We start from the raw sequence: 25,240 nt of genomic DNA on the forward strand, positions 1-25,240 counted from the left end.
GGGTGGTGCCACCCCGCATTCTTGACGGCGTTAAGGCCTCGTGTCACTCAAGAGCTGGGATCGATCTCCCGCAGGAGCCCGGTGTGCACATCGAAGACGAAGCCTCGCACATCGTCCTTGTGCGGCAGGAAGGGGTTCGTGCGGACCCGCTGCATGGACTGGCGGACGTCCTGGTCGACGTCCCGGAAGGCCTCGACGGCCCAGGCGGGACGCTGGCCGACCTCGTCCTCCAGCTCGTGCCGGAAGTCCTCGGTCAGGTTTTCGAGACCGCAGCCGGTGTGATGGATGAGTATCACCGCGCGGGTGCCCAGGGCCCGCTGGCTGATGGTGAGCGAGCGGATCGTGTCGTCGGTGACCACACCGCCCGCGTTGCGGATCGTGTGACAGTCGCCGAGCTCCAGGCCGAGGGCCTTGTGCAGATCGAGGCGGGCGTCCATACAGGCCACCACGGCGACCTGGAGGACGGGGCGGGCGTCCATGCCGGGATCGGTGAACTGTGCGGCGTAACGCTGATTCGCCTCGACCAGCCGGTCGGTGACGGATCCGCCGACGGATGCCACGGACGCGGACTCGGCAGGCAGGGATGCGGAAGTCGTCATGGGTACGACGTTAGTGGTCACGGCGGGTTGTGGCCTCGCGTGAGAGCGGACAAAGAACGTCAACGAGGCTTGTTGTGAGCTAACCCACAGGGGTGGGGGTGAGGCGGCCGTCCGGGTGATTCGCGGCTTTTGCCGGTTCGGTCCGAGAGCCGCGCACGGCGCGCGAGGCGGTTCGTTGACCGCGGCGACCGTTGCACTAAAGTGACGCGAACCGGCCGGAGCCCGGCCCTGACCGGCCGCCCGGCCCCCGATGAACACTCCGCGTGCGCGGCGCGTACGTACGGCCCGGCCCTCTCCCGCTCACCGGCCGGCCGGCGCCACCTTCCCCGGCGCCGGTCGCGGATGCGGGAACCAGGTGGTACGTACGCCTGCCGCGCCGTTATCTGAGAGGGCGCTTTGACTAGCGAGTCCCGACATGTCCCGGTGATGCTCCAGCGGTGCCTGGACCTGTTGGCCCCGGCGCTGGAGAGGCCCGGGGCCGTCGTCGTCGACTGCACCCTCGGCCTCGGCGGCCACAGCGAGGCCCTGCTGACCCGGTTCCCCGAGGCCCACCTGATCGGCCTCGACCGCGACAAGGAGGCCCTGCGGCTCTCCGGCGAGCGACTCGCGCCCTTCGGCGACCGGGCCACCCTCGTCCACGCGATCTACGCCGACCTCGCCGAGGTCCTGGACGGGCTGGGCCTCCCGGCGGTCCAGGGCATCCTCTTCGACCTGGGCGTCTCCTCGATGCAGCTGGACGAGGCCGACCGCGGGTTCGCGTACGCGCAGGACGCGCCGCTGGACATGCGCATGGACCAGACGACGGGCATCAGCGCCGCCGAGGTCCTCAACAGCTACGCGCCGGGCGAGCTGGTCCGGATCCTGCGCCAGTACGGCGAGGAGAAGCAGGCCAAGCGGATCGTGTCCGCGATCGTCCGGGAGCGGGAGAAGGAGCCGTTCACCAACAGCGCCCGGCTGGTCGAGCTGATCCGTGACTCCCTCCCGCAGGCTGCCAAGCGGACCGGCGGCAACCCGGCGAAGCGGACCTTCCAGGCGCTGCGCATCGAGGTCAACGGCGAGCTCTCCGGGCTGGAGCGGGCCATCCCGGCGGCGGTGGACAAGATCGCGGTCGGCGGCCGGATCGCGGTGCTCTCGTACCACTCGCTGGAGGACCGCCTGGTCAAGCAGGTCTTCGCGGCCGGCGCGACCTCCACGGCCCCGCCCGGACTGCCGGTGGTGCCGGAGAAGTACCAGCCCAAGCTGAAGCTGCTCACGCGCGGCGCCGAGCTGCCCACCGAGGAGGAGATCGCCGAGAACCGGCGGGCCGCCCCGGCCAGATTCCGCGGCGTCGAACGCATCCGGGAGGCGCGACTGTGACCAAGGCCGGGAAGGTCGCCACGCTGACCCGCGGGCAGGCGGCCCGCCTCGGCCGGGCGCTCGGCGGCCGCCCGGCCCGCCCACGCCCCGGCGGGCAGGCGGCCCGGATGCCGTTCGTCCTGCTGGTCGTGGCCCTGCTCGGCGGCGGCCTGATCAGCCTGCTGCTGCTGAACTCGGCACTGAACGAGGGCTCCTTCCAGCTCAGCAAGCTGAGGAAGGAGACCACCGCCCTCACCGACGAGGAGCAGGCGCTGCAGCGCGACGTGGACGCCTACTCCGCACCCGACGCACTCCAGCGCCGGGCGCACGAACTGGGCCTGGTCCCCGGCGGCAGCCCGGTCTTCATCGGCCAGGACGGCAAGATCGCCGGCAACCCGGCGGTGGCCGAGGCGCCGCCGCCCACCCCGACCGCCCCGGCGAGCCCGGCCGCACCCCCGGCGTCGGCCCCGGCCGCCTCCGGGGCCGCGGCCCAGCCGGCCCCGTCCGCCGCGCCCTCCGCGGCCGGTGGTTCCCCGCAGCCCAGCCAGACCCCCGGAAGGTGACGCCGTGATCCACCCTTCCCACCCAGCCTCGCCGGCGTTCGAGGCGCGGGGTCCGGGGCGGAGCCCCAGGATCCCCGCCCCGGCGGTGGCCGCGTGAGCCCGCAGGAGCCGCCCCGGCGGCGGGTGCCCGGACCGGCCAGGCCGCCCCGCCCGGGCGACCGGGCCAGGGCCGGCGCCCGCCCGGCCTCGCGCCCGGCGACCCGGCGGCCGACGGGCCCCCGTACCCCGCACACGATCCGGCTCGGAAGCCCACGACCCCGGCTGCGGCTGGTCAGCGTCGGTCTGACCCTCGTCATGCTGGCCTTCGTGGTCCGCCTGCTCCAGGTACAGGCCGTCGACGCCTCGGCCTTCTCCGCCGAGGCCTCCAAGAACCGCTACACCAGCGTCAAGCTGGCCGCCGAGCGCGGTGAGATCACCGACCGCCGCGGCGTGGCGCTGGCCACCAGCGTCGACGCGTACGACATCACCGCCGACCCGAAGATGTTCACCCCGCAGGACAGCAAGGCCCCGGACGCCCCGCAGCAGGCCGCCGCCCTCCTCGCGCCGATCCTCGGCAAGGACGCCAAGGAACTCACCCAGCGGCTGAGCACCAAGAACTCCCGGTACGTCGTCCTCGCCCAGCGCCAGACCCCGCAGGTCTGGAACCAGATCAAGGACCTCAAGCGGGTCTTCGCGGACAAGGCGGCGGCCGACAAGCGCAGCAACGGCCCCGGCGCCAACGTCCTCGCCGGCGTGTTCAAGGAGACCAGCAGCAAGCGCGTGTACCCGAACGGCGACCTCGCCGCCGGGATACTGGGTTACGTCAACGCCGAGGGCAAGGGCGCCGGCGGCCTGGAGTCCTCCCTGGACAAGAAGCTGTCCGGCAAGGACGGCGAGATCACCTACGCCCAGTCCGGCGGCCGCCAGGTCCCCACGGCCGACTCCAACGAGAAGCCCGCCGTCCCCGGCGAGGACATCGAGCTGACCATCGACCGGGACATCCAGTGGGCGGCGCAGAGCGCCATCGCCGAGCAGGTCCAGAAGTCCGAGGCCGACCGCGGCTACGTCATCGTCCAGGACACCCGCACCGGCGAGGTCCTGGCCATGGCCAACGCGCCCGGCTTCGACCCCAACGACCTGACCCGCGCCCGCTCCGCCACCATGGGCAACGCCGCGCTCCAGGACGTGTACGAGCCCGGATCCACCGCCAAGGTCATGTCGATGGCCGCCGTGCTGGAGGAGAAGAAGGCCACCCCGGAGACCCGGGTCGAGGTCCCCAACCGGCTGCACCGCGGCGACCGGTTGTTCAAGGACGACATCGACCACCCGACCTGGTACCTGACCCTCAACGGGGTCCTCGCCAAGTCCTCCAACATCGGCACGATCCTCGCCACCGGCCAGCTCGGACCCACCCAGCCCGAGGCCAACGAGGTCCTGCACTCCTACCTGACCAAGTTCGGCATCGGCCGGCCCACCGGCCTGAACTACCCGGGCGAGTCCCGCGGCATCCTCGCCGCCCCCAAGGACTGGTCCACCTCCCAGCAGTACACGATCCCCTTCGGCCAGGGCCTCTCCCTCAACGCCATGCAGGCGGCCTCCGTGTACTCGACCATCGCCAACGGCGGGGTCCGCGTCGAACCGACGCTCGTCCGCGGCACCAAGGGCCCCGACGGCCGCTTCACCCCGGCCCCGGCCCCCGAACAGAGCCGCGTGGTCAGCGCGGACACCGCCAAGACCCTCGCCGAGATGCTCGAATCCGTCGTCGACGACCAGGAGGGCACCGGCACCAAGGCACGGATCCCCGGCTACCGGGTCGGCGGCAAGACCGGCACCTCCAACCGGGTGGATCCGGCCACCGGCCGCTACAAGGGCTACACCGCCTCCTTCGCCGGATTCGCCCCCGCGGACAACCCCCGCATCACCGTCTACTGCGCCATCCAGAACCCCACGAAGGGCAGCTACTTCGGCGGCCAGATCTGCGGCCCCATCTACAAGAAGGTCATGGAGTTCGCGCTCAAGACCCTCCAGGTGGCGCCCACGGGAACCGCGCCCGCCGGGCTTCCCGTCACCTACGACGCCGCTCCTGCGCCCGCTCCCCAGCCCGCCCCGCAGCCCAGTCCGCAGCCCGGTCAGTGACCCATCGGCCAGGCCGGCCCGCCAGAAAAGCGTGAGGCACCATCAGTGACAACGATCACCCCGAAACCCGGGAACCCGACGACCGCCGACGCCGAGGCCGGGGCCTCACTTCGCGAGCGGCCCGCCGCGCCCGGTACGCTCACCGCCGTGTCCCACGCTGATCAGCCCAGAACGACCCAGAAAGCCCCGGCAACGCCGCCGGGAGCGCCCCGGCCCGCGTCCGCCAGCCCGAGCCCGCTGGGCGAGCTGGCCACCCTGCTGGGCATCCCGGCGCCCGGCGCGGCGCAGATCACCGGCATCACGCACGACTCCCGTGCGGTGCGACCCGGTGACCTGTACGCCGCCCTGCAGGGAGCCAGGACGCACGGCGCCGACTTCGCCGCCCAGGCGGCCGCCCTCGGCGCCGCCGCCGTGCTGACCGACCCCGCGGGAGCGGAACGCGCCGCGGTGACCGGTCTGCCGGTCCTGACCGTCGAGGACCCGCGCGGCCGGATGGGAGAACTCGCCGCCGCGATCTACGGGCGCCCCGGTGAGGACCTGCTCCAGATCGGCATCACCGGCACCTCCGGCAAGACCACCACGGCGTACCTCGTCGAGGGCGGTCTGCGCGCGGCGGGCCGCAGCACCGGACTGGTCGGCACCGTCGAGATGCGCATCGGCGACGAGCGCATCAAGTCCGAGCGGACCACCCCCGAGGCCACCGACCTCCAAGCCCTCTTCGCGGTCATGCGCGAACGCGGGGTCGAGGCCGTGGCCATGGAGGTCTCCAGCCACGCGCTGGTGCTCGGCCGGGTCGACGGCTGCGTCTTCGACGTCGCCGTCTTCAACAACCTGAGCCCGGAACACATGGAGTTCCACTCCGACATGGAGGACTACTTCCAGGCCAAGGCAGGGCTCTTCACCGCCCGCCGGGCCCGCCTGGGCGTGGTCAACCTCGACGACGAGTACGGCCGCCGACTGGCCAAGGAGGCGACGATCCCGGTCGTCACCTTCTCCGCCGCCGGCGACCCGGCCGCCGACTGGCGTGCCGAGGACGTGGTCTTCGGCGCGGCGACCTCCACCCTGACCCTGCTGGGCCCCGAAGGACAGCGCGTACGGGCCACCGCGCCGCTGCCCGGCCCGTTCAACGTCGCCAACACCGTCGCCGCGATCGTCACGCTCGCCGCCGCCGGCCTCGACCCGCAGACCGCCGCCGACGGCGTCGCCGCGGTCCCCGGGGTCCCCGGCCGGCTGGAGCGGGTGGACGCGGGACAGCCGTTCCTCGCCGTCGTCGACTACGCGCACAAGACGGACGCCGTGGAATCGGTGCTGCGCGCGCTGCGCGAGGTCACCGAGGGCAAGCTGCACATCGTGCTCGGCTGCGGCGGCGACCGCGACACCACCAAGCGCGGCCCGATGGGGGCCGCGGCCGCCCGGTTCGCCGACGTGGCCGTCCTGACCTCCGACAACCCGCGCTCCGAGGACCCGCTCGCGATCCTCGCCGCGATGTTCGAGGGCGCCGTGTCCGTACCGCCCGCCGAGCGGGGCACCGTCCTGGTCGACGCCGACCGGGCCGCGGCCATCGCGGCCGCCGTCGCCCGCGCCCGACCCGGTGACACCGTGCTGGTGGCCGGCAAGGGACACGAGCAGGGCCAGGACACCGCCGGTGTCGTACGCCCCTTCGACGACCGCACGGTGCTCCGCGCCGCGATCGAGCGCCAGGCCGTCCTCGACCGGACCGCCGCGCCCGACGAAACGACTCAGGTCCGACAGGCCGAGGTGAACCAGTGATCGCCCTTTCCCTCGCCGAGATCGCCGACATCACCGGCGGGCGACCCCACGACATACCGGATCCGTCCGTCCAGGTCACCGGCCCCGTGGTCTACGACTCCCGCGAGGTCCGGCCGGGCAGCCTGTTCGCCGCCTTCGTCGGTGAGCGGGTCGACGGCCACGACTACGCGGAACGCGCCGTGGCCGCCGGGGCCGTGAGCGTCCTCGCGACCCGCCCCGTCGGCGTACCGGCCATCGTCGTCCCCGACGTGGTGGCCGCCCTCGGCGCACTCGCCCGCGCCGTGGTCACCCGCCTGGGCACCGACGTCGTGGCCCTCACCGGATCCGCCGGCAAGACCTCCACCAAGGACCTCATCGCGCAGGTGCTGCAGCACCACGCGCCGACCGTGTGGACCCCCGGGAACCTCAACAACGAGATCGGCCTGCCGATCACGACGCTGCGCGTCACCGAGGAAACCCAGCACCTGGTCCTGGAGATGGGCGCCCGCGGCATCGGCCACATCCGCTACCTCACCGGACTGACGCCCCCACGGATCGGTCTGGTCCTCAACGTGGGCACCGCCCACATCGGCGAGTTCGGCGGCCGCGAGCAGATCGCGCAGGCCAAGGGAGAGCTGGTCGAGGCCCTGCCGAGCGAGGCCGAGGGCGGCGTCGCCGTCCTCAACGCCGATGACCTGCTGGTTCGTGAGATGGCCGGGCGCACGAAGGCCCGTACGGTCCTCTTCGGCGAGGCAGAGGACGCCGAAATCCGGGCCACCGAAGTCCGCATGACGGACAGGGGGCAGGCTTCCTTCACACTGCACACACCGACCGGGTGCAGTGACGTGACCTTGCGGCTGTACGGTGAGCACCACGTGTCGAACGCGCTCGCCGCGGCCGCCGTCGCCCATGTACTGGGCATGTCCGCACAGGAGATCGCCACGGCGCTCTCCGGGGCGGGCACGCTGTCCCGGTGGCGGATGGAGGTCACCGAGCGGGCGGACGGTGTGACGATCGTCAACGACGCCTACAACGCGAACCCGGAGTCCATGCGGGCCGCACTCCGCGCGCTCGCCGCGATGGGTGGTGCCGGCAGGGCGGACGGGGGACGCACGTGGGCGGTGCTCGGCCCGATGGCCGAGCTCGGAGACGACGCTCTCGCCGAGCACGACGCGGTCGGACGACTTGTCGTCCGGCTCAACGTGAGCAAGCTCGTCGCGGTCGGGGGCAGGGAAGCCTCCTGGCTGCAACTGGGCGCATATAACGAGGGTTCGTGGGGTGAGGAGTCGGTGCTCGTGTCCGACGCACAGGCGGCGGTCGACCTGTTGCGCAGTGAACTGCGCCCGGGTGACGTCGTGCTGGTGAAGGCTTCCAGGTCGGCCGGTCTGGAGCGGGTGGCCCAGGGCCTTCTCGACAGCACTGTCGAGGGCGAGGTCGCCGACCGATGAGGCAGATTCTGTTCGCCGGTGTCATCGGCATGTTCCTGACCGTCGTGGGCACCCCGCTGCTGATCAAGCTGCTGGCCCGCAAGGGTTACGGCCAGTTCATCCGCGACGACGGCCCCCGCGGTCACGCCGGGAAGAAGGGCACGCCCACCATGGGCGGTATCTCCTTCATCCTGGCGACGCTCGTCGCGTACGCCCTGACGAAGGTCCTCACCGGCTCGGAACCGAGCTTCTCGGGCCTGCTCGTCCTGTTCCTGATGGCGGGCATGGGCCTCGTCGGGTACCTGGACGACTACATCAAGATCGTCAAGCGGCGTTCGCTGGGTCTGCGGGCCAAGGCGAAGATGTCCGGCCAGCTGATCGTCGGTATCGCCTTCGCGGTGCTGGCCCTGCAGTTCAAGGACTCCCGCGGGCTGACCCCGGCCTCCACCAGGCTGTCGTTCGTCACGGACTTCGGCTGGTCGATAGGTCCGGTGCTGTTCGTGGTCTGGGCGCTGTTCATGATCCTGGCGATGTCCAACGGCGTGAACCTCACCGACGGCCTGGACGGTCTGGCGACCGGCGCCGCGGTGATGGTCTTCGGCGCCTACACCTTCATCGGCGTCTGGCAGTTCCAGGAGTCCTGCGCCTTCGCGGCGGACCTCACCAACCCGAACGCCTGCTTCGAGGTGCGCGATCCGCTCGACCTCGCGGTCGTCGCCTCCGCCCTCATGGGCGCCTGCTTCGGCTTCCTGTGGTGGAACACCTCGCCCGCCAAAATCTTCATGGGTGACACCGGCTCGCTCGCCCTCGGTGGCGCGCTCGCGGGCCTCGCCATCTGCTCCCGTACGGAGTTCCTGATGGCGCTCCTCGGCGGCCTGTTCGTGCTCATCACGATGTCGGTCGTCATCCAGGTCGGTTCCTTCAAGATGACCGGCAAGCGCGTCTTCCGGATGGCGCCACTTCAGCACCACTTCGAGCTCAAGGGCTGGTCCGAGGTACTCGTCGTGGTCCGCTTCTGGATCATCCAGGGCATGTGCGTGATCGTTGGTCTCGGTCTCTTCTACGCGGGATGGGCAGCCGACAAGTGAGTTCTTCCGAGCCGGCCGGCGTACTCGGCCCCGACGCCCTGGGCCGGTTCGGCCTGCCGGGCCGGATCACCGTGGCGGGGCTCGGCATCAGCGGCATCAGCGCCGCCCGCGCACTGGCGGGGCTGGGCGCGCGCGTGACCGTCGTCGACAACGGCGACGGTGACGCGCACCGGGCCAGGGCCGCCGAGCTCGTGGAGCTCGGCATCGAGGTCCGCCTCGGCTACCTGCCCGACGGCGCCCGGGCGGGCGAGACCCTGCCCGAGGGCACCGAACTGGTCGTCACCTCGCCGGGCTGGCAACCGGAGAGCCCGCTCTTCCTGGCCGCCGCCGCGGCGGGCATCGACGTCGTCGGTGACGTCGAGGTCGCCTGGCGGCTGCGCGGGGCCGGCGCGGAGCTCCGTGCCGCCCGCAGGGCCGCGGCCGGCGACGGGGACCCGGCCGGGCCCGCCGAATGGCTCGCGATCACCGGCACCAACGGCAAGACCACCACCACCCAGATGCTGGCGTCGATCCTGAAGGCCGCCGGGCTGCGCACCGCCGCCGTCGGCAACATCGGCACCCCGATCATCGACGTGGTGCTCGGCGAGCAGGAGTACGACGTGCTCGCCGTCGAACTCTCCAGCTACCAGCTGCACTGGGCGCCCTCGCTGCGCGTCCACTCGGCGGCCGTGCTCAACCTGGCCCCGGACCACCTCGACTGGCACGGCTCGATGCAGGCGTACGCCGCCGACAAGGGCCGGATCTACCAGGGCAACACGATCGCCTGCGTCTACAACGTCGCCGACCCGGCCACCGAGAACCTGGTCGAGGAGGCCGACGTCGAAGAGGGCTGCCGGGCGATCGGGTTCACCCTCGGTGCCCCCGGCCCCTCCATGCTCGGCGTCGTCGACGGCATCCTCGTCGACCGGGCCTTCGTGGAGAACCGGCAGAAGAACGCCCAGGAGCTCGCCGAGGTCGCGGACGTCAACCCGCCCGCCCCGCACAACATCGCCAACGCGCTCGCCGCCGCGGCCCTGGCCCGCGCCTTCGGCGTGGAGGCCCGTGCGGTCCGCGACGGGCTGCGCGACTTCCGCCCGGACGCCCACCGCGTCGCGTACGTGGACGAGGTCGCCTCGGTCACTTACATCGACGACTCCAAGGCCACCAACACGCACGCGGCCGAGGCCTCGCTCGCGGCCTTCGAGCCGGTCGTGTGGATCGCCGGCGGCCTCGCCAAGGGCGCGACCTTCGACGAGCTCGTGCGGAACGCCGCGAAGCGGCTGCGCGGCGCCGTGCTGATCGGCGCCGACCGGGCGCTCATCGCCGATGCGCTGGCGCGACACGCCCCCGAGGTCCCGGTCGTCGACCTCGACCGGACCGACACTGGGGCGATGCTCGCAGCGGTCCGGGAAGCCGCCGCGCTCGCCGAGCCCGGCGACACGGTCCTGCTGGCACCTGCCTGTGCCTCGATGGACATGTTCGCGAACTACAACAAGCGTGGGGACGCATTCGCCGACGCGGTGCGCGAACTGGCCGCCGAGAACGCTGCGGACACGGCCTAGGCCGGGGCTCCGGGACAGGTTCCCTCCGGCCGGCAGCTCGCCTCGTACGAGTGGAGGGGAAGATCACAGATGCCGGCCAAGCAGATGCTCCCGGGGCGGCGGCCGTCCGCCGTGAAGGCGCAGGGCCGCAAACGCCCTGCGGTGGGTTCGAAGCGGCCCACCGGGGGCGGGCCGCTGGCCCGCATCCGGCGTACGCGACAGCAGGTGCAGAAGGCCTGGGACCGCCCGCTCACCGCCTATTACCTGATTTTCGGTAGTTCCCTGCTCATCACCGTGCTCGGTCTGGTGATGGTGTACTCGGCCTCGATGATCAAGGCCCTCCAGCTCGGCCTCGGCGACGCGTACTTCTTCAAGAAGCAGTTCCTGGCCGCCGTCATCGGCGGCGTCCTCCTGCTGGCCGCCTCCCGGATGCCGGTCAAACTGCACCGCGCGCTCTCGTACCCGGTGCTCGCCGGCACGCTCTTCCTGATGGTCCTGGTCCAGGTCCCGGGGATAGGCGTCTCCATCAACGGCAACCAGAATTGGATCTCCCTTGGCGGTCCGTTCATGTTGCAGCCCAGTGAGTTCGGCAAGCTGGCACTGATCCTGTGGGGCGCCGACCTGCTGGCACGCAAGGGTGACAAGGGGCTGCTGAGCCAGTGGAAGCACCTGCTGGTGCCGCTGGTCCCGGTGGCCTTCCTGCTGCTCGGGCTGATCATGCTGGGCGGGGACATGGGCACCGCGATGATCCTCGGAGCCATCCTGTTCGGTCTGCTCTGGCTGGCCGGGGCCCCGACCCGGATGTTCGTCGGGGTGCTCGTCTTCGCGGGTGCGATCGTCGCACTGCTCATCAAGACGAGCCCGCACCGGATGGACCGGCTGGAGTGCCTCGGTGCGACAGAACCGGGCAAGAACGACCTTTGCTGGCAGGCCGTTCACGGGATCTACGCCCTCGCATCGGGCGGATGGTTCGGTTCGGGCCTGGGGGCAAGTGTGGAAAAATGGGGGCAACTACCCGAAGCCCACACCGACTTCATCTTCGCCATCACCGGGGAGGAACTGGGTCTGGCGGGGACGCTGTCGGTTCTCGCCCTGTTCGCGGCCCTAGGCTATGCGGGTATCCGCGTGGCCGGACGCACGGAGGATTCCTTCGTACGGTTTGCCGCGGGAGGCGTGACCACCTGGATCACGGCCCAGGCCGTGATCAACATCGGTGCGGTGCTCGGCCTGCTGCCGATCGCCGGAGTCCCGCTCCCGCTGTTCTCCTACGGAGGATCAGCCCTGCTGCCGACCATGTTCGCGGTCGGACTGCTCATCGCCTTCGCGCGTGAGGAGCCGGCGGCGCGCGCGGCCCTCGCGATGCGACAGCCGAAGACCGGCTGGTGGCGGACCGGGGTGAGATGGAAGTCGATGAGACGGCGCGTCAAGAAGCGTCCGTCCGGAGAGCGGTGAATTTCGGTGCATGTCGTACTCGCCGGTGGGGGGACCGCCGGCCACATCGAGCCGGCGCTCGCCCTCGCGGACGCCCTGCGCAGGCAGGACCCTTCAGTGGGCATCACCGCCCTCGGCACGGAGCGCGGACTGGAAACCCGCCTGGTGCCGGAACGCGGCTACGAGCTGGGCCTGATCCCCGCCGTACCGCTGCCCCGCAAGCCGACCCCGGAACTGATCACCGTCCCCGGACGCCTGCGCGGCACCATCAAGGCCGCGGAGGAGATCCTGCTGCGCACCAAGGCCGACTGCGTCGTCGGCTTCGGCGGCTACGTGGCCCTGCCCGGCTACCTCGCGGCCAAGCGCCTCGGGGTGCCGATCATCGTCCACGAGGCCAACGCCCGGCCCGGACTGGCCAATAAGATCGGCTCCCGCTACGCGCACGCCGTCGCCGTCTCCACCCCCGACAGCAAGCTGCGCGGAGCCCGCTACGTCGGCATCCCGCTGCGCCGTTCCATCTCCACCCTCGACCGGGCCGCGGTCCGCCCGGAGGCGCGCGCCGCCTTCGGCCTGGACCCCAACCTGCCCACGCTGCTCGTCTCCGGCGGCTCGCAGGGTGCCCGCCGCCTCAACGAGACCATGCAGCAGGTCGCGCCGACCCTCCAGCGCTCCGGGATCCAGATCCTGCACGCCGTCGGGCCGAAGAACGAACTGCCGCGTGTCGACAACATGCCCGGGATGCCGCCGTATGTGCCGGTACCGTACGTGGACCGGATGGATCTCGCGTACGCCGCCGCCGACATGATGCTGTGCCGCGCGGGAGCGATGACCGTCGCCGAACTCGCCGCCGTCGGGCTCCCCGCCGCCTACGTCCCGTTGCCGATCGGCAACGGTGAACAGCGGCTCAACGCCCAGCCGGTGGTCAAGGCCGGCGGCGGCCTGCTCGTGGACGACGCGGAGCTGACGCCCGACTGGGTGCTGGGTCAGATCCTCCCGGTGCTGTCCGACCCGCACCGCCTGTACGAGATGTCCCGCGCCGCCGGCGAGTTCGGCCGCCGGGACGCCGACGAGCTCCTGGTCGGCATGGTGTACGAGGCGATCGCGGCCCACAGGTCCCGCTGAGGCGGGTAGCGCAGACGCAGGAGGCACAGGAGTGGCCGGAGGGACGACCGCGCGGCGCGGAACACCGTTTTCTGATCGGTCCGGCCCGGCTGCCCGCGAGGGCACCGGCGCTCCCAAGCCCCCCAAGCCCCCGAAGGCCCCCAGGGGCTCCAAGGCCCCCAAGCCGCCGAAGTCGGCGCAGAGGCCCGGCCCTGGGGGTCCCGGCGTACGCCTGCGCCGAGGCCCCCTGCTGGCCCTGGTGGCCGCCGCGGTGGTCCTCCTCGCCGCGGGCGGCACCTGGGTGCTCTACGGGTCCTCCTGGCTCCGTGTGGAGAAGGTCGCCGCCACCGGCATGGACGTGCTCACCGCCGAACAGGTCCTCGGCGCCGCGGCCGTCCCGGTCGGCGCGCCCCTGGTGAGCGTCGACACCGAAGAGATCGAGGGCCGGGTCCGCGGCCGGCTGCCCCGCGTCGATTCGGTCGACGTGGTGCGCGCCTGGCCGCACGGGATCGGTCTGAAAGTGACGGAACGCAAACCCGTCCTGCTCATCGAAAAGGACGCCAAGTTCGTCGAAGTGGACGCATCGGGTGTGCGATTCGACACGGTTCCGAAAGCACCCGCGGGCGTTCCGGTCCTCGAATTGAACGCCGGTCGATCGCCGAGCGCCCGACGCTTCGACGAGGAACGGCTGCTGCACGAGGCCGTCCTCGTCGCGGGCGCCCTCCCGGAGTCGATCGCCAAGCAAACCGTGCAGGTCAAGGTGGGTTCCTACGATTCGGTCGTCCTGCAGCTCACCGGGGGCCGGTCCGTGACGTGGGGGAGCGGTGAACAGAGCGACGCGAAGGGGCGTGCTTTGAACGCTTTGTTGAAAGCCGCTCCCAAGGCCGCGCACTTCGACGTGAGCGTCCCCACCGCCCCTGCTGCGGCCGGGAGTTGACGTCCGGTCCAACAGCGGCGCACCCTGGTTGGCCAGCGATACGGGTGATCACATAGGGTGAAAAGAAAAACGGGAGGTTCGGCGTGTTCGTTGAACACGCGCTACTTGTCGACTTAGTGTCCTGTTCGGAAGAGTCCGAGGAACAGGCACACCCCTAACCCTAAACTTCAGGGTGAGGGTTCGGGTCGGCGCGTTCGGACCGTCCCTATTTCGGCATCAGTCGTCGCAACGCAGGCCCGCGAGGCGGCGACACGTAACTCGAGGCGAGAGGCCTTCGACGTGGCAGCACCGCAGAACTACCTCGCAGTCATCAAGGTCATCGGTGTCGGCGGCGGTGGTGTCAATGCCATCAACCGAATGATCGAGGTCGGTCTCAAGGGCGTCGAGTTCATCGCCATCAACACGGACGCCCAGGCGCTGTTGATGAGCGACGCCGACGTCAAGCTCGACGTCGGCCGTGAACTCACCCGTGGCCTCGGCGCCGGCGCCAACCCGGCCGTCGGTCGCAAGGCGGCAGAGGACCACCGCGAGGAGATCGAGGAGGTCCTCAAGGGGGCCGACATGGTCTTCGTCACCGCCGGTGAGGGCGGCGGCACCGGCACCGGCGGCGCACCTGTCGTCGCCAACATCGCGCGCTCGCTGGGCGCCCTGACGATCGGTGTGGTCACCCGACCGTTCACCTTCGAGGGCCGGCGCCGCGCGAACCAGGCGGAGGACGGCATCGCCGAGCTCCGCGAAGAGGTCGACACCCTCATCGTCATCCCCAACGACCGACTGCTGTCCATCTCGGACCGCCAGGTCAGCGTGCTCGACGCCTTCAAGTCGGCCGACCAGGTCCTGCTCTCGGGCGTCCAGGGCATCACCGACCTCATCACCACCCCGGGTCTGATCAACCTCGACTTCGCCGACGTCAAGTCCGTGATGTCCGAGGCCGGCTCGGCCCTGATGGGCATCGGCTCGGCCCGCGGCGACGACCGCGCGGTGGCCGCCGCCGAGATGGCGATCTCCTCGCCGCTCCTGGAGGCGTCCATCGACGGCGCCCGTGGCGTGCTGCTCTCCATCTCCGGTGGCTCGGACCTCGGTCTCTTCGAGATCAACGAGGCCGCGCAGCTGGTCAGCGAGGCCGCGCACCCCGAGGCGAACATCATCTTCGGCGCCGTCATCGACGACGCGCTCGGCGACGAGGTACGGGTCACCGTCATCGCGGCCGGGTTCGACGGCGGACAGCCCCCGGCCCGCCGGGACAACGTCATCGGCGCCGCGTCCACCAAGCGTGAGGAGCCGGCCCCGGCTCCGGTCCGCGCCGCCGAGCCGGCCCGCCCGGCCTTCGGCGGACTCGGCTCGGTCACCCCGCGCGAGGACCCCCCGGCTCCGGTCGAGCCGGCCCCGGTCGAGGTCCAGGCCCCCGCGCCGCAGGTCCCCACGGCCCGGCCGTACCAGGACAGCCCGGCCGAGGAACTGGATGTCCCGGACTTCTTGAAGTGACACCGGAGCAGCATCACGTGGGCGGCGCCCACTTCGCCTTCACCGACCGGTGGGGCGGAGTGAGCGCCGTTCCGTACGAGGAGCTCAATCTCGGCGGCGCGGTCGGAGACGACCCGGCCGCCGTTCTCGCGAACCGGGCCTCGGCGGCGAAGTCCCTGGGACTGCTGCCGGACCGGGTGGTCTGGATGAACCAGGTGCACGGCCGGGACGTGGCGGTGGTGGACGGGCCCTGGGGCCCGGACGAGGAGATCCCCGCGGTGGACGCGGTGGTGACCGCCCGTCGGGGGCTCGCCCTCGCCGTGCTCACCGCCGACTGCACACCGGTCCTGCTCGCGGACCCCGTCGCCGGGGTCGCGGCGGCCGCCCACGCCGGGCGGCCGGGACTGGTGGCCGGGGTGGTGCCCGCCGCCGTCGAGGCGATGGTCGCCCTCGGCGCCGACCCCGGGCGGATCGTCGCCCGTACGGGACCCGCGGTCTGCGGACACTGCTACGAGGTGCCCGCCGAGATGCGGGACGCGGTGGCCGAGGTGGTGCCCGCCGCCCGGGCCGAGACCAGCTGGGGGACACCGGCCGTCGACGTGGTCGCCGGGGTGCACGCCCAGCTCGTGGAGGCGGGGGTGGTGAACAGCGGCCGATCCGCGGTCTGCACACTGGAGTCGCGGGACCACTTCTCGTACCGCCGCGACCGGGTGACCGGCCGGCTTGCGGGATATGTCTGGTTGACGGAGCTTTCCCGGGGGACGACCCCCGGACCCCCGGGGGAACAGAAGAATGACGGATCGTAAGTCGGAGCTCGCCGAGAACCTGGCGCGGGTGGAGGAACGTATCTCGTCCGCCTGCGCCGCGGCGGGGCGCGGACGGGACGAGGTGACGCTCATCGTGGTCACCAAGACCTACCCCGCGAGCGACGTACGACTGCTGGCGGACCTGGGCGTCCGTCATGTTGCGGAGAATCGTGACCAGGATGCCGCCCCCAAGGCTGCGGCCTGCGCGGATCTGTCCCTCAGCTGGCACTTCGTCGGTCAGTTGCAGACGAACAAAGTCCGTTCCGTGGCGGGATACGCGCACGTGGTGCAGTCGGTCGACCGGCCGAAACTCGTGACCGCCCTCTCGGCGGCCGCGGTGAACGCCGGCCGCGAGCTCGGGTGCCTCGTGCAGATCGCCCTCGACGCCGAGTCGGGGGAGCGCGGCGCCCGCGGCGGCGCGGCGCCGGAGCAGCTCGCGGAGTTGGCGGACCTCGTCGCCGAGGCCCCCGGACTGCGCATCGACGGCCTGATGACGGTGGCTCCGTTGTCCGGCCACTACGCGGGACGCGAACAGGCCGCTTTCGAGCGGTTGGTGGAATTGTCATCCCGCGTGCGCGTGGACCATCCGGCTGCCACGATGGTGTCGGCCGGGATGAGCGCAGACCTGGAACAGGCCGTGGCGGCCGGTGCGACACATGTACGCGTCGGCACTGCGGTACTCGGCGCGAGACCCCGGCTCGGGTAACGTCGCGAAGAAAGTCGGACCACAGCAGAAAATATGGTCATTCCCGCTGATGGGCGGGCAGACCTAGTGGATCGCGGGCAGTTGGTGACATTCGTGACACGGCGGCACCTGCGACAGGGCGATCCACCACAGAGCGGAGGACTCGGAGAATGGCCGGCGCGATGCGCAAGATGGCGGTCTACCTCGGCCTCGTGGAGGACGACCGGTACGACAACCCGGGGTACGACCCCGACGACGAGTTCGAGCCCGAGCCGGAGATGGAACGGGCTCGGGAACGGGATCGCCGACAGCAGCCCGTGCACCAGGCGCCCGTTCCGGACGAACCGGTACGAGTCGCACAGCCTCCGGCGCAGCGCGAACCTATCCCAATTCCGGTGGAAAACGGACGTCCTGCGCGAATCGCCCCCGTGGCATCCATCACACCTGATCGCACGAACCTGGAGAAGAACGCCCCCGTGATCATGCCCAAGGTCGTCTCCGAGCGGGAGCCGTACCGCATCACGACGCTGCACCCCCGGACCTACAACGAGGCCCGTACCATCGGGGAACACTTCCGTGAGGGCACTCCGGTGATCATGAATCTCACGGAGATGGACGACACGGACGCGAAGCGTCTCGTGGACTTCGCCGCCGGACTCGTCTTCGGTCTGCACGGCAGCATTGAACGCGTGACACAGAAGGTGTTCCTGCTGTCGCCTGCTAACGTCGATGTCACGGCGGAGGACAAGGCCCGCATCGCGGAGGGCGGGTTCTTCAACCAAAGCTAGACCGATCCGTCAGACACGGGGCCGGGAACACAGCGGGAGCAGGGGAGAGGGAAGCGCGGGATGGGTGTCGCACTGCAAGTGATCTACTTCGCCTTGGGGTGCTTCCTCGTCGTGCTGATCTTCCGCCTGGTCATGGACTACGTGTTCCAGTTCGCACGTTCCTGGACACCCGGCAAGGCGATGGTGGTCGTACTCGAGGCCACCTACAGCGTCACCGATCCACCACTCAAGCTTCTTCGGCGGGTCATTCCGCCGTTGCGTCTCGGGGGCGTGGCACTCGACCTGTCCTTCTTCGTTCTGATGATCATCGTTTACATCCTCATCAGTTTCGTGCGCACCGCTGCGAGCGGCTTGTGAACGATGTGCTTCCCCGCGGGCGCGGGGACAGTCCCGATACGGTCTTGCCGACTGCCGACGACTACGTAGAGGTGAAGAAGACATGCCGCTGACTCCCGAGGACGTGCGGAACAAGCAGTTCACGACCGTCCGCCTCCGAGAAGGCTATGACGAGGACGAGGTCGATGCCTTCCTCGACGAGGTCGAGTCCGAACTGACGCGCCTGCTGCGCGAGAACGAGGACCTGCGCGCCAAGCTGGCAGCCGCCACGCGTGCCGCCGCGCAGAACCAGCAGCAGCAGGGCATGCGCAAGCCGGAACCCCAGGACCAGCGAGGCCCCGGCGCCCCCGTGCCCGCGGCCATATCCGGCCCGCCGCAGCAGCAGCAGCAGATGGGCCCGCCGCAGCTTCCGGGCGGCGCCCCGCAGCTTCCGCCGGGCCCCGGCGGCCAGGGCCAGCAGGGCCCCGGCCCGATGGGCGGCCCCATGGGCGGTCCCATGCAGCAGCACCCCATGGGTGGACCCCAGGGCATGCAGCAGCAGCCCATGGGCGGCCCCCAGGGCATGCAGCAGCAGCAGTCGATGGGCGGCCAGAACCCGCTCGGCCAGCAGATGCAGCCCATGGGCCAGCAGATGCAGCCGATGGGGCAGCAGATGCAGCCCATGGGTCAGCCGATGCACCAGCAGCAGCCGCAGCTCCCGCAGCAGGGCCCCGGTGGCGACAGCGCCGCCCGCGTCCTGTCGCTGGCGCAGCAGACCGCCGACCAGGCGATCGCGGAGGCCCGCTCCGAGGCCAACAAGATCGTCGGCGAGGCCCGGTCGCGCGCCGAGGGCCTGGAGCGCGACGCCCGCGCCAAGGCCGACGCGCTGGAGCGGGACGCGCAGGAGAAGCACCGCGTCGCGATGGGCTCCCTGGAGTCCGCCCGCGCCACGCTGGAGCGCAAGGTCGAGGACCTGCGGGGCTTCGAGCGTGAGTACCGTACGCGTCTGAAGTCCTACCTGGAGTCGCAGCTGCGCCAGCTGGAGACCCAGGCCGACGACTCGCTGGCTCCGCCGCGGAACCCGGCCGGTCCCGCGCTGCCGCCGTCGCCGTCGCCCTCGATGGCTCCGGCCGGTGCGATGGGCCACTCCATGGGCGGTCCCTCGATGGGTGGCCCGTCCCCCATGGGCGGTCCCTCCCCGATGGGTGCCCCGTCCTACGGCGGCAACCAGCAGCAGATGTCCCCGGCGATGACCCAGCCGATGGCTCCGGTGCGGCCGGCTGCGCCGCAGCCGATGCAGGCGCCGTCGCCGATGCGGGGCTTCCTGATCGACGAGGACGACAACTAGGCGCCGCCGCGGATTCTGCGGTCGGCAGCCGCGCTCTACGGGCCGGGCCCGGTTCCCCTTCGGGGGCACCGGGCCCGGCCCGTTCCCGTACCCGGGCGGTGGCCCTGGCCGGGCGGTGCCGTGGCCCTGGCCGGGCGGTGCCGTGGCCCTGGCCGGGCGGTGCCGTTGCCCTGGCCGGGCGGTGCGGGTTGGTTTCCCGGGTGCGGCCCGGTGGCCGCGCCTCAAACGCCGGCGGGGCTGGGTTTGGCCGCGGCCTCGGTGGGTGGGCCTCAAGCGCCGGCGGGGCTGGGTTCGGCTGCCGGCGGGGCTTGGGTTGGGCTTCGGGTGGGGCGGGGCCTCTCCGGGGGCTCTCCTCGGCTCGCGCGGCGCGGCCATGGTTGTGTTGTGCGGCCCAGGTTGCGCGCTCGTCCTGCGGGGAGCCCCCGGAGTGTCCCCGCCCCACGGCCGCGGGCAGGCAGGTGGGGGTGCGGGGACGGTGGGGGGTGTCCCCGCAGGACGAGCGCGCACCGCCGGGTACAGCCGAGACCCGGGGTATCGCGCGAGCCGAGGAGACACCCGCCGCCGGCCCCGCACCCCCACCCCACCGGCCCGGCGGCCCAACCCCAGCCCCGCCGGCGCTTGAGGCGCACCCACCGGGCCGCAGCCGAACCCAGCCCGGCCAGGGCAAAGGCGCACCCACCGGGCCCCACCCGGGAGGGGACGGGCAGACGAAAGCGGCCCGTCCCCCCACCCGGGAGGGGACGGGCCGCTTCGGCCGGGGTTACGCCTTGCGGAGGCGGAAGGTCAGGCCCAGGGGCTCGTCCGTGAACGGGTCACCGTACGCGGCGTCCGCCTCGCCGGACGCGAAGTCCGTCGCCAGGACCTCGTCCGCGATCAGAGACGCGTGGTCCGTCAGGGCCGTGACGACCTCCGGGTCCGCCGAGGACCAGCGCAGCGCGATGCGGTCGGCCACATCGAGGCCGGAGTTCTTCCGGGCCTCCTGGATCAGGCGGATCGCGTCACGGGCCAGGCCCGCCAGCCGCAGCTCCGGGGTGATCTCCAGGTCCAAGGCGACCGTCGCGCCCGAGTCGGACGCCACCGACCAGCCCTCGCGCGGGGTCTCCGTGATGATGACCTCCTCGGGGGTGAGGGTGACCGGCTCGCCGTTCACCTCCACCGAGGCCTCGCCGGACCGCAGCGCCAGGGACAGCGCCGCCGCGTCGGCCGCGGCCACCGCCTTCGCGACGTCCTGGACGCCCTTGCCGAAGCGCTTGCCCAGCGCCCGGAAGTTCGCCTTGGCCGTCGTGTCCACCAGGGACCCGCCGACCTCCGACAGGGAGGCCAGGGAGGAGACGTTCAGCTCCTCCGTGATCTGCGACTGCAGCTCCGGGGAGAGCGCGTCGAAGCCCACCGCGCCGACCAGGGCCCGGGAGAGGGGCTGGCGGGTCTTGACGCCCGACTCGGCCCGCGTCGCCCGGCCCAGCTCCACCAGGCGGCGGACCAGCTGCATCTGCTGCGACAGGGTCGGGTCGATCGCCGAGGTGTCCGCCGTCGGCCACGTCGACAGGTGGACCGACTCCGGGGCGTCCGGGGTGACCGGGACGATCATGTCCTGCCAGACCCGCTCCGTGATGAAGGGGGTCAGCGGGGCGAGGAGCCGCGTGACCGTCTCCACCACGTCGTGGAGGGTGCGCAGCGCGGCCGCGTCGCCCTGCCAGAAGCGGCGGCGCGAGCGGCGCACGTACCAGTTGGACAGGTCGTCCACGAAGGCGGAGAGGAGCTTGCCCGCGCGCTGGGTGTCGTACGACTCCATGGCCTCGGTGACCTCGGCCACCAGGGTGTGGAGCTCGGAGAGCAGCCAGCGGTCCAGGACCGTACGGTCGGCCGGGGCCGGGTCCGACGCGGACGGCGCCCAGTTCGAGGTACGGGCGTACAGGGCCTGGAAGGCCACCGTGTTCCAGTACGTGAGGAGGGTCTTGCGGACGACCTCCTGGATCGTGCCGTGGCCCACGCGGCGGGCCGCCCACGGGGAGCCGCCGGCCGCCATGAACCAGCGCACCGCGTCCGCGCCGTGCTGGTCCATCAGCGCGATCGGCTCGAGGGTGTTGCCCAGGTGCTTGGACATCTTGCGGCCGTCCTCGGCGAGGATGTGGCCCAGGCAGACCACGTTCTCGTAGGAGGACTTGTCGAAGACCAGGGTGCCGACGGCCATCAGCGTGTAGAACCACCCGCGCGTCTGGTCGATGGCCTCCGAGATGAACTGCGCCGGGTAGCGCTTCTCGAAGATCTCCTTGTTCTTGTGCGGGTAGCCCCACTGCGCGAACGGCATCGAGCCCGAGTCGTACCAGGCGTCGATGACCTCGGGGACGCGCACGGCCTCCAGCGAGCAGCCCTCGTGGGTGCAGGTGAAGGTGACGTCGTCGATGTAGGGGCGGTGCGGGTCCAGGGCGGAGAGGTCCGTTCCCGTCAGCTCGCCCAGCTCCGCGCGGGAGCCGACGCAGGTGAGGTGGTTCTCCTCACAGCGCCAGATGGGCAGCGGGGTGCCCCAGTACCGGTTCCGGGACAGCGCCCAGTCGATGTTGTTGTTCAGCCAGTCGCCGAAGCGGCCCTGCTTGACGGAGTCCGGGAACCAGTTGGTCTTCTCGTTCTCCCGCAGCATCGCGTCCTTGACGGCGGTGGTGCGGATGTACCAGGACGGCTGCGCGTAGTAGAGCAGGGCCGTGTGGCAGCGCCAGCAGTGCGGGTAGCTGTGCTCGTAGGCGATGTGCTTGAAGAGCAGGCCGCGGGAGTCGAGATCGGCGGTCAGCTTCTCGTCGGCCTTCTTGAAGAAGACGCCGCCGACCAGCGGGACGTCCTCCTCGAAGGTGCCGTCGGGGCGGACCGGGTTCACGACGGGCAGGCCGTACGCGCGGCAGACCGCGAGGTCGTCGGCGCCGAAGGCGGGGGACTGGTGGACCAGACCCGTGCCGTCCTCGGTCGTGACGTACTCGGCGTTCACGACGTAGTGGGCCTCGGCCGGGAACTCGACGAGGTCGAAGGGGCGCTGGTAGGTCCAGCGCTCCATCTCCTTGCCCGTGAAGGTCTGGCCGGTGGCCTCCCAGCCCTCGCCGAGGGACTTCTCCAGCAGCGGCTGGGCGACGACCAGCTTCTCTTCGCCGTTCGTGGCGACGACGTACGTGACCTCGGGGTGCGCGGCGACGGCCGTGTTGGACACCAGGGTCCACGGGGTCGTCGTCCAGACCAGCAGCGCGGCCTCGCCCGCGAGCGGGCCGGAGGTCAGCGGGAAGCGGACGTAGACCGAGGGGTCGACGACCGTCTCGTAGCCCTGCGCCAGCTCGTGGTCCGAGAGGCCGGTGCCGCAGCGGGGGCACCAGGGGGCGACGCGGTGGTCCTGGGTGAGCAGACCCTTGTTGAAGATCTCCTTCAGCGACCACCACACGGACTCGACGTACTCGGGGTCCATGGTCCGGTAGGCGTCGTCCAGGTCGACCCAGTAGCCCATGCGGGTCGTGAGCTCGGTGAACGCGTCGGTGTGGCGGGTCACGGACTCGCGGCACTTGGCGTTGAACTCGGCGATGCCGTACGCCTCGATGTCCTGCTTGCCGTTGAAGCCCAGCTCCTTCTCGACGGCGAGCTCGACGGGCAGGCCGTGGCAGTCCCAGCCGGCCTTGCGGGCCACGTGGTAGCCGCGCATGGTGCGGAACCGGGGGAAGACGTCCTTGAAGACGCGGGCCTCGATGTGGTGCGCGCCGGGCATGCCGTTCGCGGTGGGCGGGCCCTCGTAGAAGACCCACTCGGGGCGGCCCTCGGACTGCTCCAGGGTCTTGGCGAAGGTCTTGCTCTCGCGCCAGAAGTCGAGGACGGCGTGCTCGAGGGCAGGCAGGTCGACCTGGGCGGGTACCGGGCGGTACTGCGGCGGTGTGGTCATGAGGCTGAACTCTTCCTCCGGCGGGGTGTCATTCCGTCCGGAGGGACGAGAGTCGCTCCTGAAGATCCAGGACGCCTGCTCCCGCGGTACCACCCTCCTTGGCCGCCGGACGGATCCGGTGGCCCCCTCATTGGGGTGCGAAGCCGGTTCTACTCGCCGTCCTGGGATCCGGGGATCCCGCGCGGGCTTTCTTCCGGCGGCTCAGGGGTGATCCTTCGCATCGCGCTCGCCCCCGGGCTCTCACCGTCCCCGGGTCGCTCCTGGCTGCGTACGACGCTACTCGTCCCCGTCCATGCCTTTCGCTGGGCCCAGTGTACGGGCCCGGGGGGCGCTCGGCAGACCGGTTTACGGGGGCCCGTGCGGGGGCCGCCGGCCCGGCGTGGCGGGGCCGGCGGGAGGGTCCGCGCGCGAGCTCCGCGGGCCCCCGGCGTGACCCGAATGGGCCTGCGGCGGCGGTGACGACCCGGGTGGGGCGGGAGTGGCGGATTACCAGGGCTCCTGATGGGCACAACGGATGCAGGTTGACCTCGCCGGATGCGTGCCCCGTTGCCGCGGGGCCGGTGTCGATTTATCGTTCCGGCACGATTCGCGAGCAAAGATCACAGTATGTGAAGGGGCCGCGGCCATGGTGGCGAAGAAGACCGCCGGGAGTACTGCCAAGAAGGCTGTCGGGAAGGCCGCCGGGAAGGCGGCGGACTCCGAGGACGCGGCCCCCGCCAAGAAGGCGACCGCTGCCCGGAAGACCGCCACCGGAGCGCCGGCTCCGGACGGGAAGGCGACCGCCGTCAAGAAGACGACCGCCGTCGAGAAGCGGACGGCCACGGCCAAGAAGGCCGCGGCCGAGGGGGCGGCACCTGCCGCTGAGAAGACGGGAGTCCGGAAAGTGGTTGCCAAGAAGAGCACAGGTACGGCGAGGAAGACGGCCGCGGCCGCCACCAGCGGGCTCCCCAAGGCGCGGGCCACGGCGGGCCTGGCCCCCGGCGAGCTCGCCGTACGGCCCGGGGAGGACCCATGGACCCCCAAGGAGGTCGAGGACGCCCGTGCGGAGCTCCTGTCGGAGGTGCTGCGCCTGCGGGCCGAGCTAGACGCCTCCGAAGCGGCGATCACCGGCCTGATGCGGGACTCCGGGGACGGCGCGGGCGACGACCAGGCCGACACGGGCACCAAGAACATCACGCGGGAGTCCGAGCTGGCGCTCGCGGCGAACGCCACCTCGATGCTGGAGCAGACCGAGCGGGCCCTGGAACGGCTGGAGGCGGGTACGTACGGGCTCTGCGAGAACTGCGGGCAGCCCATCGGCAAGGCCAGGATGCAGGCCTTCCCACGGGCCACGCTGTGCGTCGACTGCAAGCAGAAGCAGGAACGGCGGCACTGACGGCACCACCCGCGAGGTCGGGGAGGTGGGGCAGGCGGTCCGCGGGGGCCCTGACGTACCCTCGTGTTCCGTCAGGGTCCAGGAGGAGCCTGGTTCGAGCTAGTTCGAGGGACTCACGTGGCAGAGGCGGAGCGCATCATCGGTACGCCGGAGGTCGGGGACGACACCCAGCCGGAGTCCGCCGGGCCCAAGGGGCGCCGTCGGATCACGGCTCTGCTCGTCGTGGCGGTGCTCGCCTACCTGCTCGACCTCGGCAGCAAGATGCTGGTCGTGGCGAAGCTGGAACACCAGCCGCCGATCGAGATCATCGGTGACCTGCTGAAGTTCGAGGCCGTCCGCAACCCGGGCGCCGCCTTCGGCTTCGGCGAGGCCTTCACCATCATCTTCACCTGCATCGCGGCCTCGGTGATCGTGGTGATCGTGCGGCTGGCGCGCAAGCTCTACAGCCTGCCGTGGGCGATCGCCCTGGGCCTGCTGCTGGGCGGCGCGCTGGGCAACCTGACCGACCGGATCTTCCGTTCGCCCGGCGTGTTCCGCGGCGCGGTGGTCGACTTCATCGCGCCCGCCCATTTCGCCGTCTTCAACCTCGCGGACTCGGCGATCGTGTGCGGCGGCATCCTGATCGTCCTGCTGTCCTTCAAGGGCCTGGACCCGGACGGGACCGTCCACAAGGACTGATCGAAGGCT

At 71.3% G+C, this 25,240-nt stretch carries 20 protein-coding genes; 18 read left to right on the forward strand and 2 right to left on the reverse strand.

The features are described from left to right. Positions 1-47: 47 nt before the first annotated feature. Entirely contained in the window at positions 48-662 is a 615-nt protein-coding gene (locus BCL76_RS27320; protein WP_109782063.1) for a beta-class carbonic anhydrase, read from the reverse strand. Positions 663-1,025: 363 nt separating this feature from the next. Here BCL76_RS27320 and rsmH point away from each other — a divergent pair, with 363 nt between their 5' ends. The 16 genes from rsmH to BCL76_RS27400 all read left to right on the forward strand — a co-directional run bounded on the left by rsmH (position 1,026) and on the right by BCL76_RS27400 (position 19,271). Further along, positions 1,026-1,955 carry a 16S rRNA (cytosine(1402)-N(4))-methyltransferase RsmH gene (rsmH, locus tag BCL76_RS27325; protein WP_030772910.1) on the forward strand — a complete coding sequence of 310 codons (930 nt, stop codon included), beginning with the start codon at positions 1,026-1,028 and terminating at the stop codon, positions 1,953-1,955. Next, entirely contained in the window at positions 1,952-2,497 is a 546-nt protein-coding gene (locus BCL76_RS27330; RefSeq protein WP_375137970.1) for a hypothetical protein, read from the forward strand. Before rsmH ends, BCL76_RS27330 begins: the two co-directional genes overlap by 4 nt. Positions 2,498-2,590: 93 nt before the next feature. Beyond that, on the forward strand, positions 2,591-4,612 hold the full coding sequence (locus BCL76_RS27335) for a peptidoglycan D,D-transpeptidase FtsI family protein (protein ID WP_181382757.1): 2,022 nt from the start codon (positions 2,591-2,593) through the stop codon (positions 4,610-4,612). Between the two features lie 45 nt (positions 4,613-4,657). Continuing rightward, entirely contained in the window at positions 4,658-6,382 is a 1,725-nt protein-coding gene (locus tag BCL76_RS27340) for a UDP-N-acetylmuramoyl-L-alanyl-D-glutamate--2,6-diaminopimelate ligase (RefSeq protein WP_109782065.1), read from the forward strand. Continuing rightward, the gene (locus BCL76_RS27345; protein ID WP_109782066.1) at positions 6,379-7,809 is read left to right on the forward strand and encodes a UDP-N-acetylmuramoyl-tripeptide--D-alanyl-D-alanine ligase; all 1,431 of its coding nucleotides are present in this window, start codon (positions 6,379-6,381) and stop codon (positions 7,807-7,809) included. Before BCL76_RS27340 ends, BCL76_RS27345 begins: the two co-directional genes overlap by 4 nt. Continuing rightward, entirely contained in the window at positions 7,806-8,876 is a 1,071-nt protein-coding gene (mraY, locus tag BCL76_RS27350) for a phospho-N-acetylmuramoyl-pentapeptide-transferase (protein ID WP_030772923.1), read from the forward strand. The genes BCL76_RS27345 and mraY overlap by 4 nt, the downstream gene beginning before the upstream one ends. Continuing rightward, the gene (murD, locus tag BCL76_RS27355; RefSeq protein WP_109782067.1) at positions 8,858-10,417 is read left to right on the forward strand and encodes a UDP-N-acetylmuramoyl-L-alanine--D-glutamate ligase; all 1,560 of its coding nucleotides are present in this window, start codon (positions 8,858-8,860) and stop codon (positions 10,415-10,417) included. Before mraY ends, murD begins: the two co-directional genes overlap by 19 nt. Positions 10,418-10,486: 69 nt before the next feature. Continuing rightward, a complete protein-coding gene (gene ftsW / locus BCL76_RS27360) occupies positions 10,487-11,848 on the forward strand; it encodes a putative lipid II flippase FtsW (RefSeq protein ID WP_109782068.1) in 1,362 nt (453 codons plus the stop codon). Between the two features lie 6 nt (positions 11,849-11,854). Continuing rightward, positions 11,855-12,949 (forward strand): undecaprenyldiphospho-muramoylpentapeptide beta-N-acetylglucosaminyltransferase, encoded by a 1,095-nt coding sequence (gene murG / locus BCL76_RS27365; RefSeq protein WP_109782069.1) that lies wholly within the window; start codon positions 11,855-11,857, stop codon positions 12,947-12,949. 31 nt (positions 12,950-12,980) lie between these two features. Continuing rightward, positions 12,981-13,865, forward strand: coding sequence for a cell division protein FtsQ/DivIB (locus BCL76_RS27370; protein WP_375137971.1), 885 nt, complete (start codon positions 12,981-12,983; stop codon positions 13,863-13,865). Positions 13,866-14,144: 279 nt separating this feature from the next. After that, a complete protein-coding gene (gene ftsZ / locus BCL76_RS27375; RefSeq protein WP_109782070.1) occupies positions 14,145-15,350 on the forward strand; it encodes a cell division protein FtsZ in 1,206 nt (401 codons plus the stop codon). A 17-nt stretch (positions 15,351-15,367) separates the two neighbouring features. Further along, positions 15,368-16,135, forward strand: a complete 768-nt coding sequence (gene pgeF / locus BCL76_RS27380) for a peptidoglycan editing factor PgeF (RefSeq protein ID WP_109782294.1) — start codon at positions 15,368-15,370, stop codon at positions 16,133-16,135. After that, positions 16,122-16,841: a YggS family pyridoxal phosphate-dependent enzyme gene (locus BCL76_RS27385; RefSeq protein ID WP_109782071.1), complete on the forward strand. Its 720-nt coding sequence runs from the start codon at positions 16,122-16,124 to the stop codon at positions 16,839-16,841. The genes pgeF and BCL76_RS27385 overlap by 14 nt, the downstream gene beginning before the upstream one ends. Before the next feature lie 149 nt (positions 16,842-16,990). After that, positions 16,991-17,608, forward strand: coding sequence for a cell division protein SepF (locus BCL76_RS27390; RefSeq protein WP_030772945.1), 618 nt, complete (start codon positions 16,991-16,993; stop codon positions 17,606-17,608). A gap of 60 nt (positions 17,609-17,668) precedes the next feature. Beyond that, a complete protein-coding gene (locus tag BCL76_RS27395) occupies positions 17,669-17,965 on the forward strand; it encodes a YggT family protein (RefSeq protein WP_030012625.1) in 297 nt (98 codons plus the stop codon). 82 nt (positions 17,966-18,047) lie between these two features. Then, positions 18,048-19,271 (forward strand): DivIVA domain-containing protein, encoded by a 1,224-nt coding sequence (locus BCL76_RS27400; protein ID WP_109782072.1) that lies wholly within the window; start codon positions 18,048-18,050, stop codon positions 19,269-19,271. Positions 19,272-20,031: 760 nt separating this feature from the next. On the opposite strand, the gene ileS is transcribed toward BCL76_RS27400, so the two are convergent. Next, positions 20,032-23,178 (reverse strand): isoleucine--tRNA ligase, encoded by a 3,147-nt coding sequence (gene ileS / locus BCL76_RS27405; protein ID WP_109782073.1) that lies wholly within the window; start codon positions 23,176-23,178, stop codon positions 20,032-20,034. 625 nt (positions 23,179-23,803) lie between these two features. Between ileS and BCL76_RS27410 the strand changes: the two genes are divergently transcribed. Both BCL76_RS27410 and lspA read left to right on the forward strand, forming a co-directional pair. Further along, on the forward strand, positions 23,804-24,553 hold the full coding sequence (locus tag BCL76_RS27410; RefSeq protein WP_109782074.1) for a TraR/DksA family transcriptional regulator: 750 nt from the start codon (positions 23,804-23,806) through the stop codon (positions 24,551-24,553). Positions 24,554-24,688: 135 nt separating this feature from the next. Beyond that, a complete protein-coding gene (gene lspA / locus BCL76_RS27415) occupies positions 24,689-25,231 on the forward strand; it encodes a signal peptidase II (RefSeq protein ID WP_258309950.1) in 543 nt (180 codons plus the stop codon). Positions 25,232-25,240: the final 9 nt, after the last annotated feature.

Source organism: Streptomyces sp. CG 926 (assembly GCF_003148825.1).
Taxonomy (GTDB): domain Bacteria; phylum Actinomycetota; class Actinomycetes; order Streptomycetales; family Streptomycetaceae; genus Streptomyces.

What these genes read in the sequence shown, in the direction of transcription:
- BCL76_RS27400 (WP_109782072.1), top strand. Translation starts at nt 18,048, where the DNA reads ATGCCGCTGACTCCCGAGGACGTGCGGAACAAGCAGTTCACGACCGTC.
- ftsW (WP_109782068.1), top strand. Translation starts at nt 10,487, where the DNA reads ATGCCGGCCAAGCAGATGCTCCCGGGGCGGCGGCCGTCCGCCGTGAAG.
- ileS (WP_109782073.1), bottom strand. Translation starts at nt 23,178, where the DNA reads ATGACCACACCGCCGCAGTACCGCCCGGTACCCGCCCAGGTCGACCTG.
- BCL76_RS27385 (WP_109782071.1), top strand. Translation starts at nt 16,122, where the DNA reads ATGACGGATCGTAAGTCGGAGCTCGCCGAGAACCTGGCGCGGGTGGAG.
- rsmH (WP_030772910.1), top strand. Translation starts at nt 1,026, where the DNA reads ATGCTCCAGCGGTGCCTGGACCTGTTGGCCCCGGCGCTGGAGAGGCCC.
- murD (WP_109782067.1), top strand. Translation starts at nt 8,858, where the DNA reads ATGGGCAGCCGACAAGTGAGTTCTTCCGAGCCGGCCGGCGTACTCGGC.
- BCL76_RS27395 (WP_030012625.1), top strand. Translation starts at nt 17,669, where the DNA reads ATGGGTGTCGCACTGCAAGTGATCTACTTCGCCTTGGGGTGCTTCCTC.
- mraY (WP_030772923.1), top strand. Translation starts at nt 7,806, where the DNA reads ATGAGGCAGATTCTGTTCGCCGGTGTCATCGGCATGTTCCTGACCGTC.
- BCL76_RS27410 (WP_109782074.1), top strand. Translation starts at nt 23,804, where the DNA reads ATGGTGGCGAAGAAGACCGCCGGGAGTACTGCCAAGAAGGCTGTCGGG.
- BCL76_RS27390 (WP_030772945.1), top strand. Translation starts at nt 16,991, where the DNA reads ATGGCCGGCGCGATGCGCAAGATGGCGGTCTACCTCGGCCTCGTGGAG.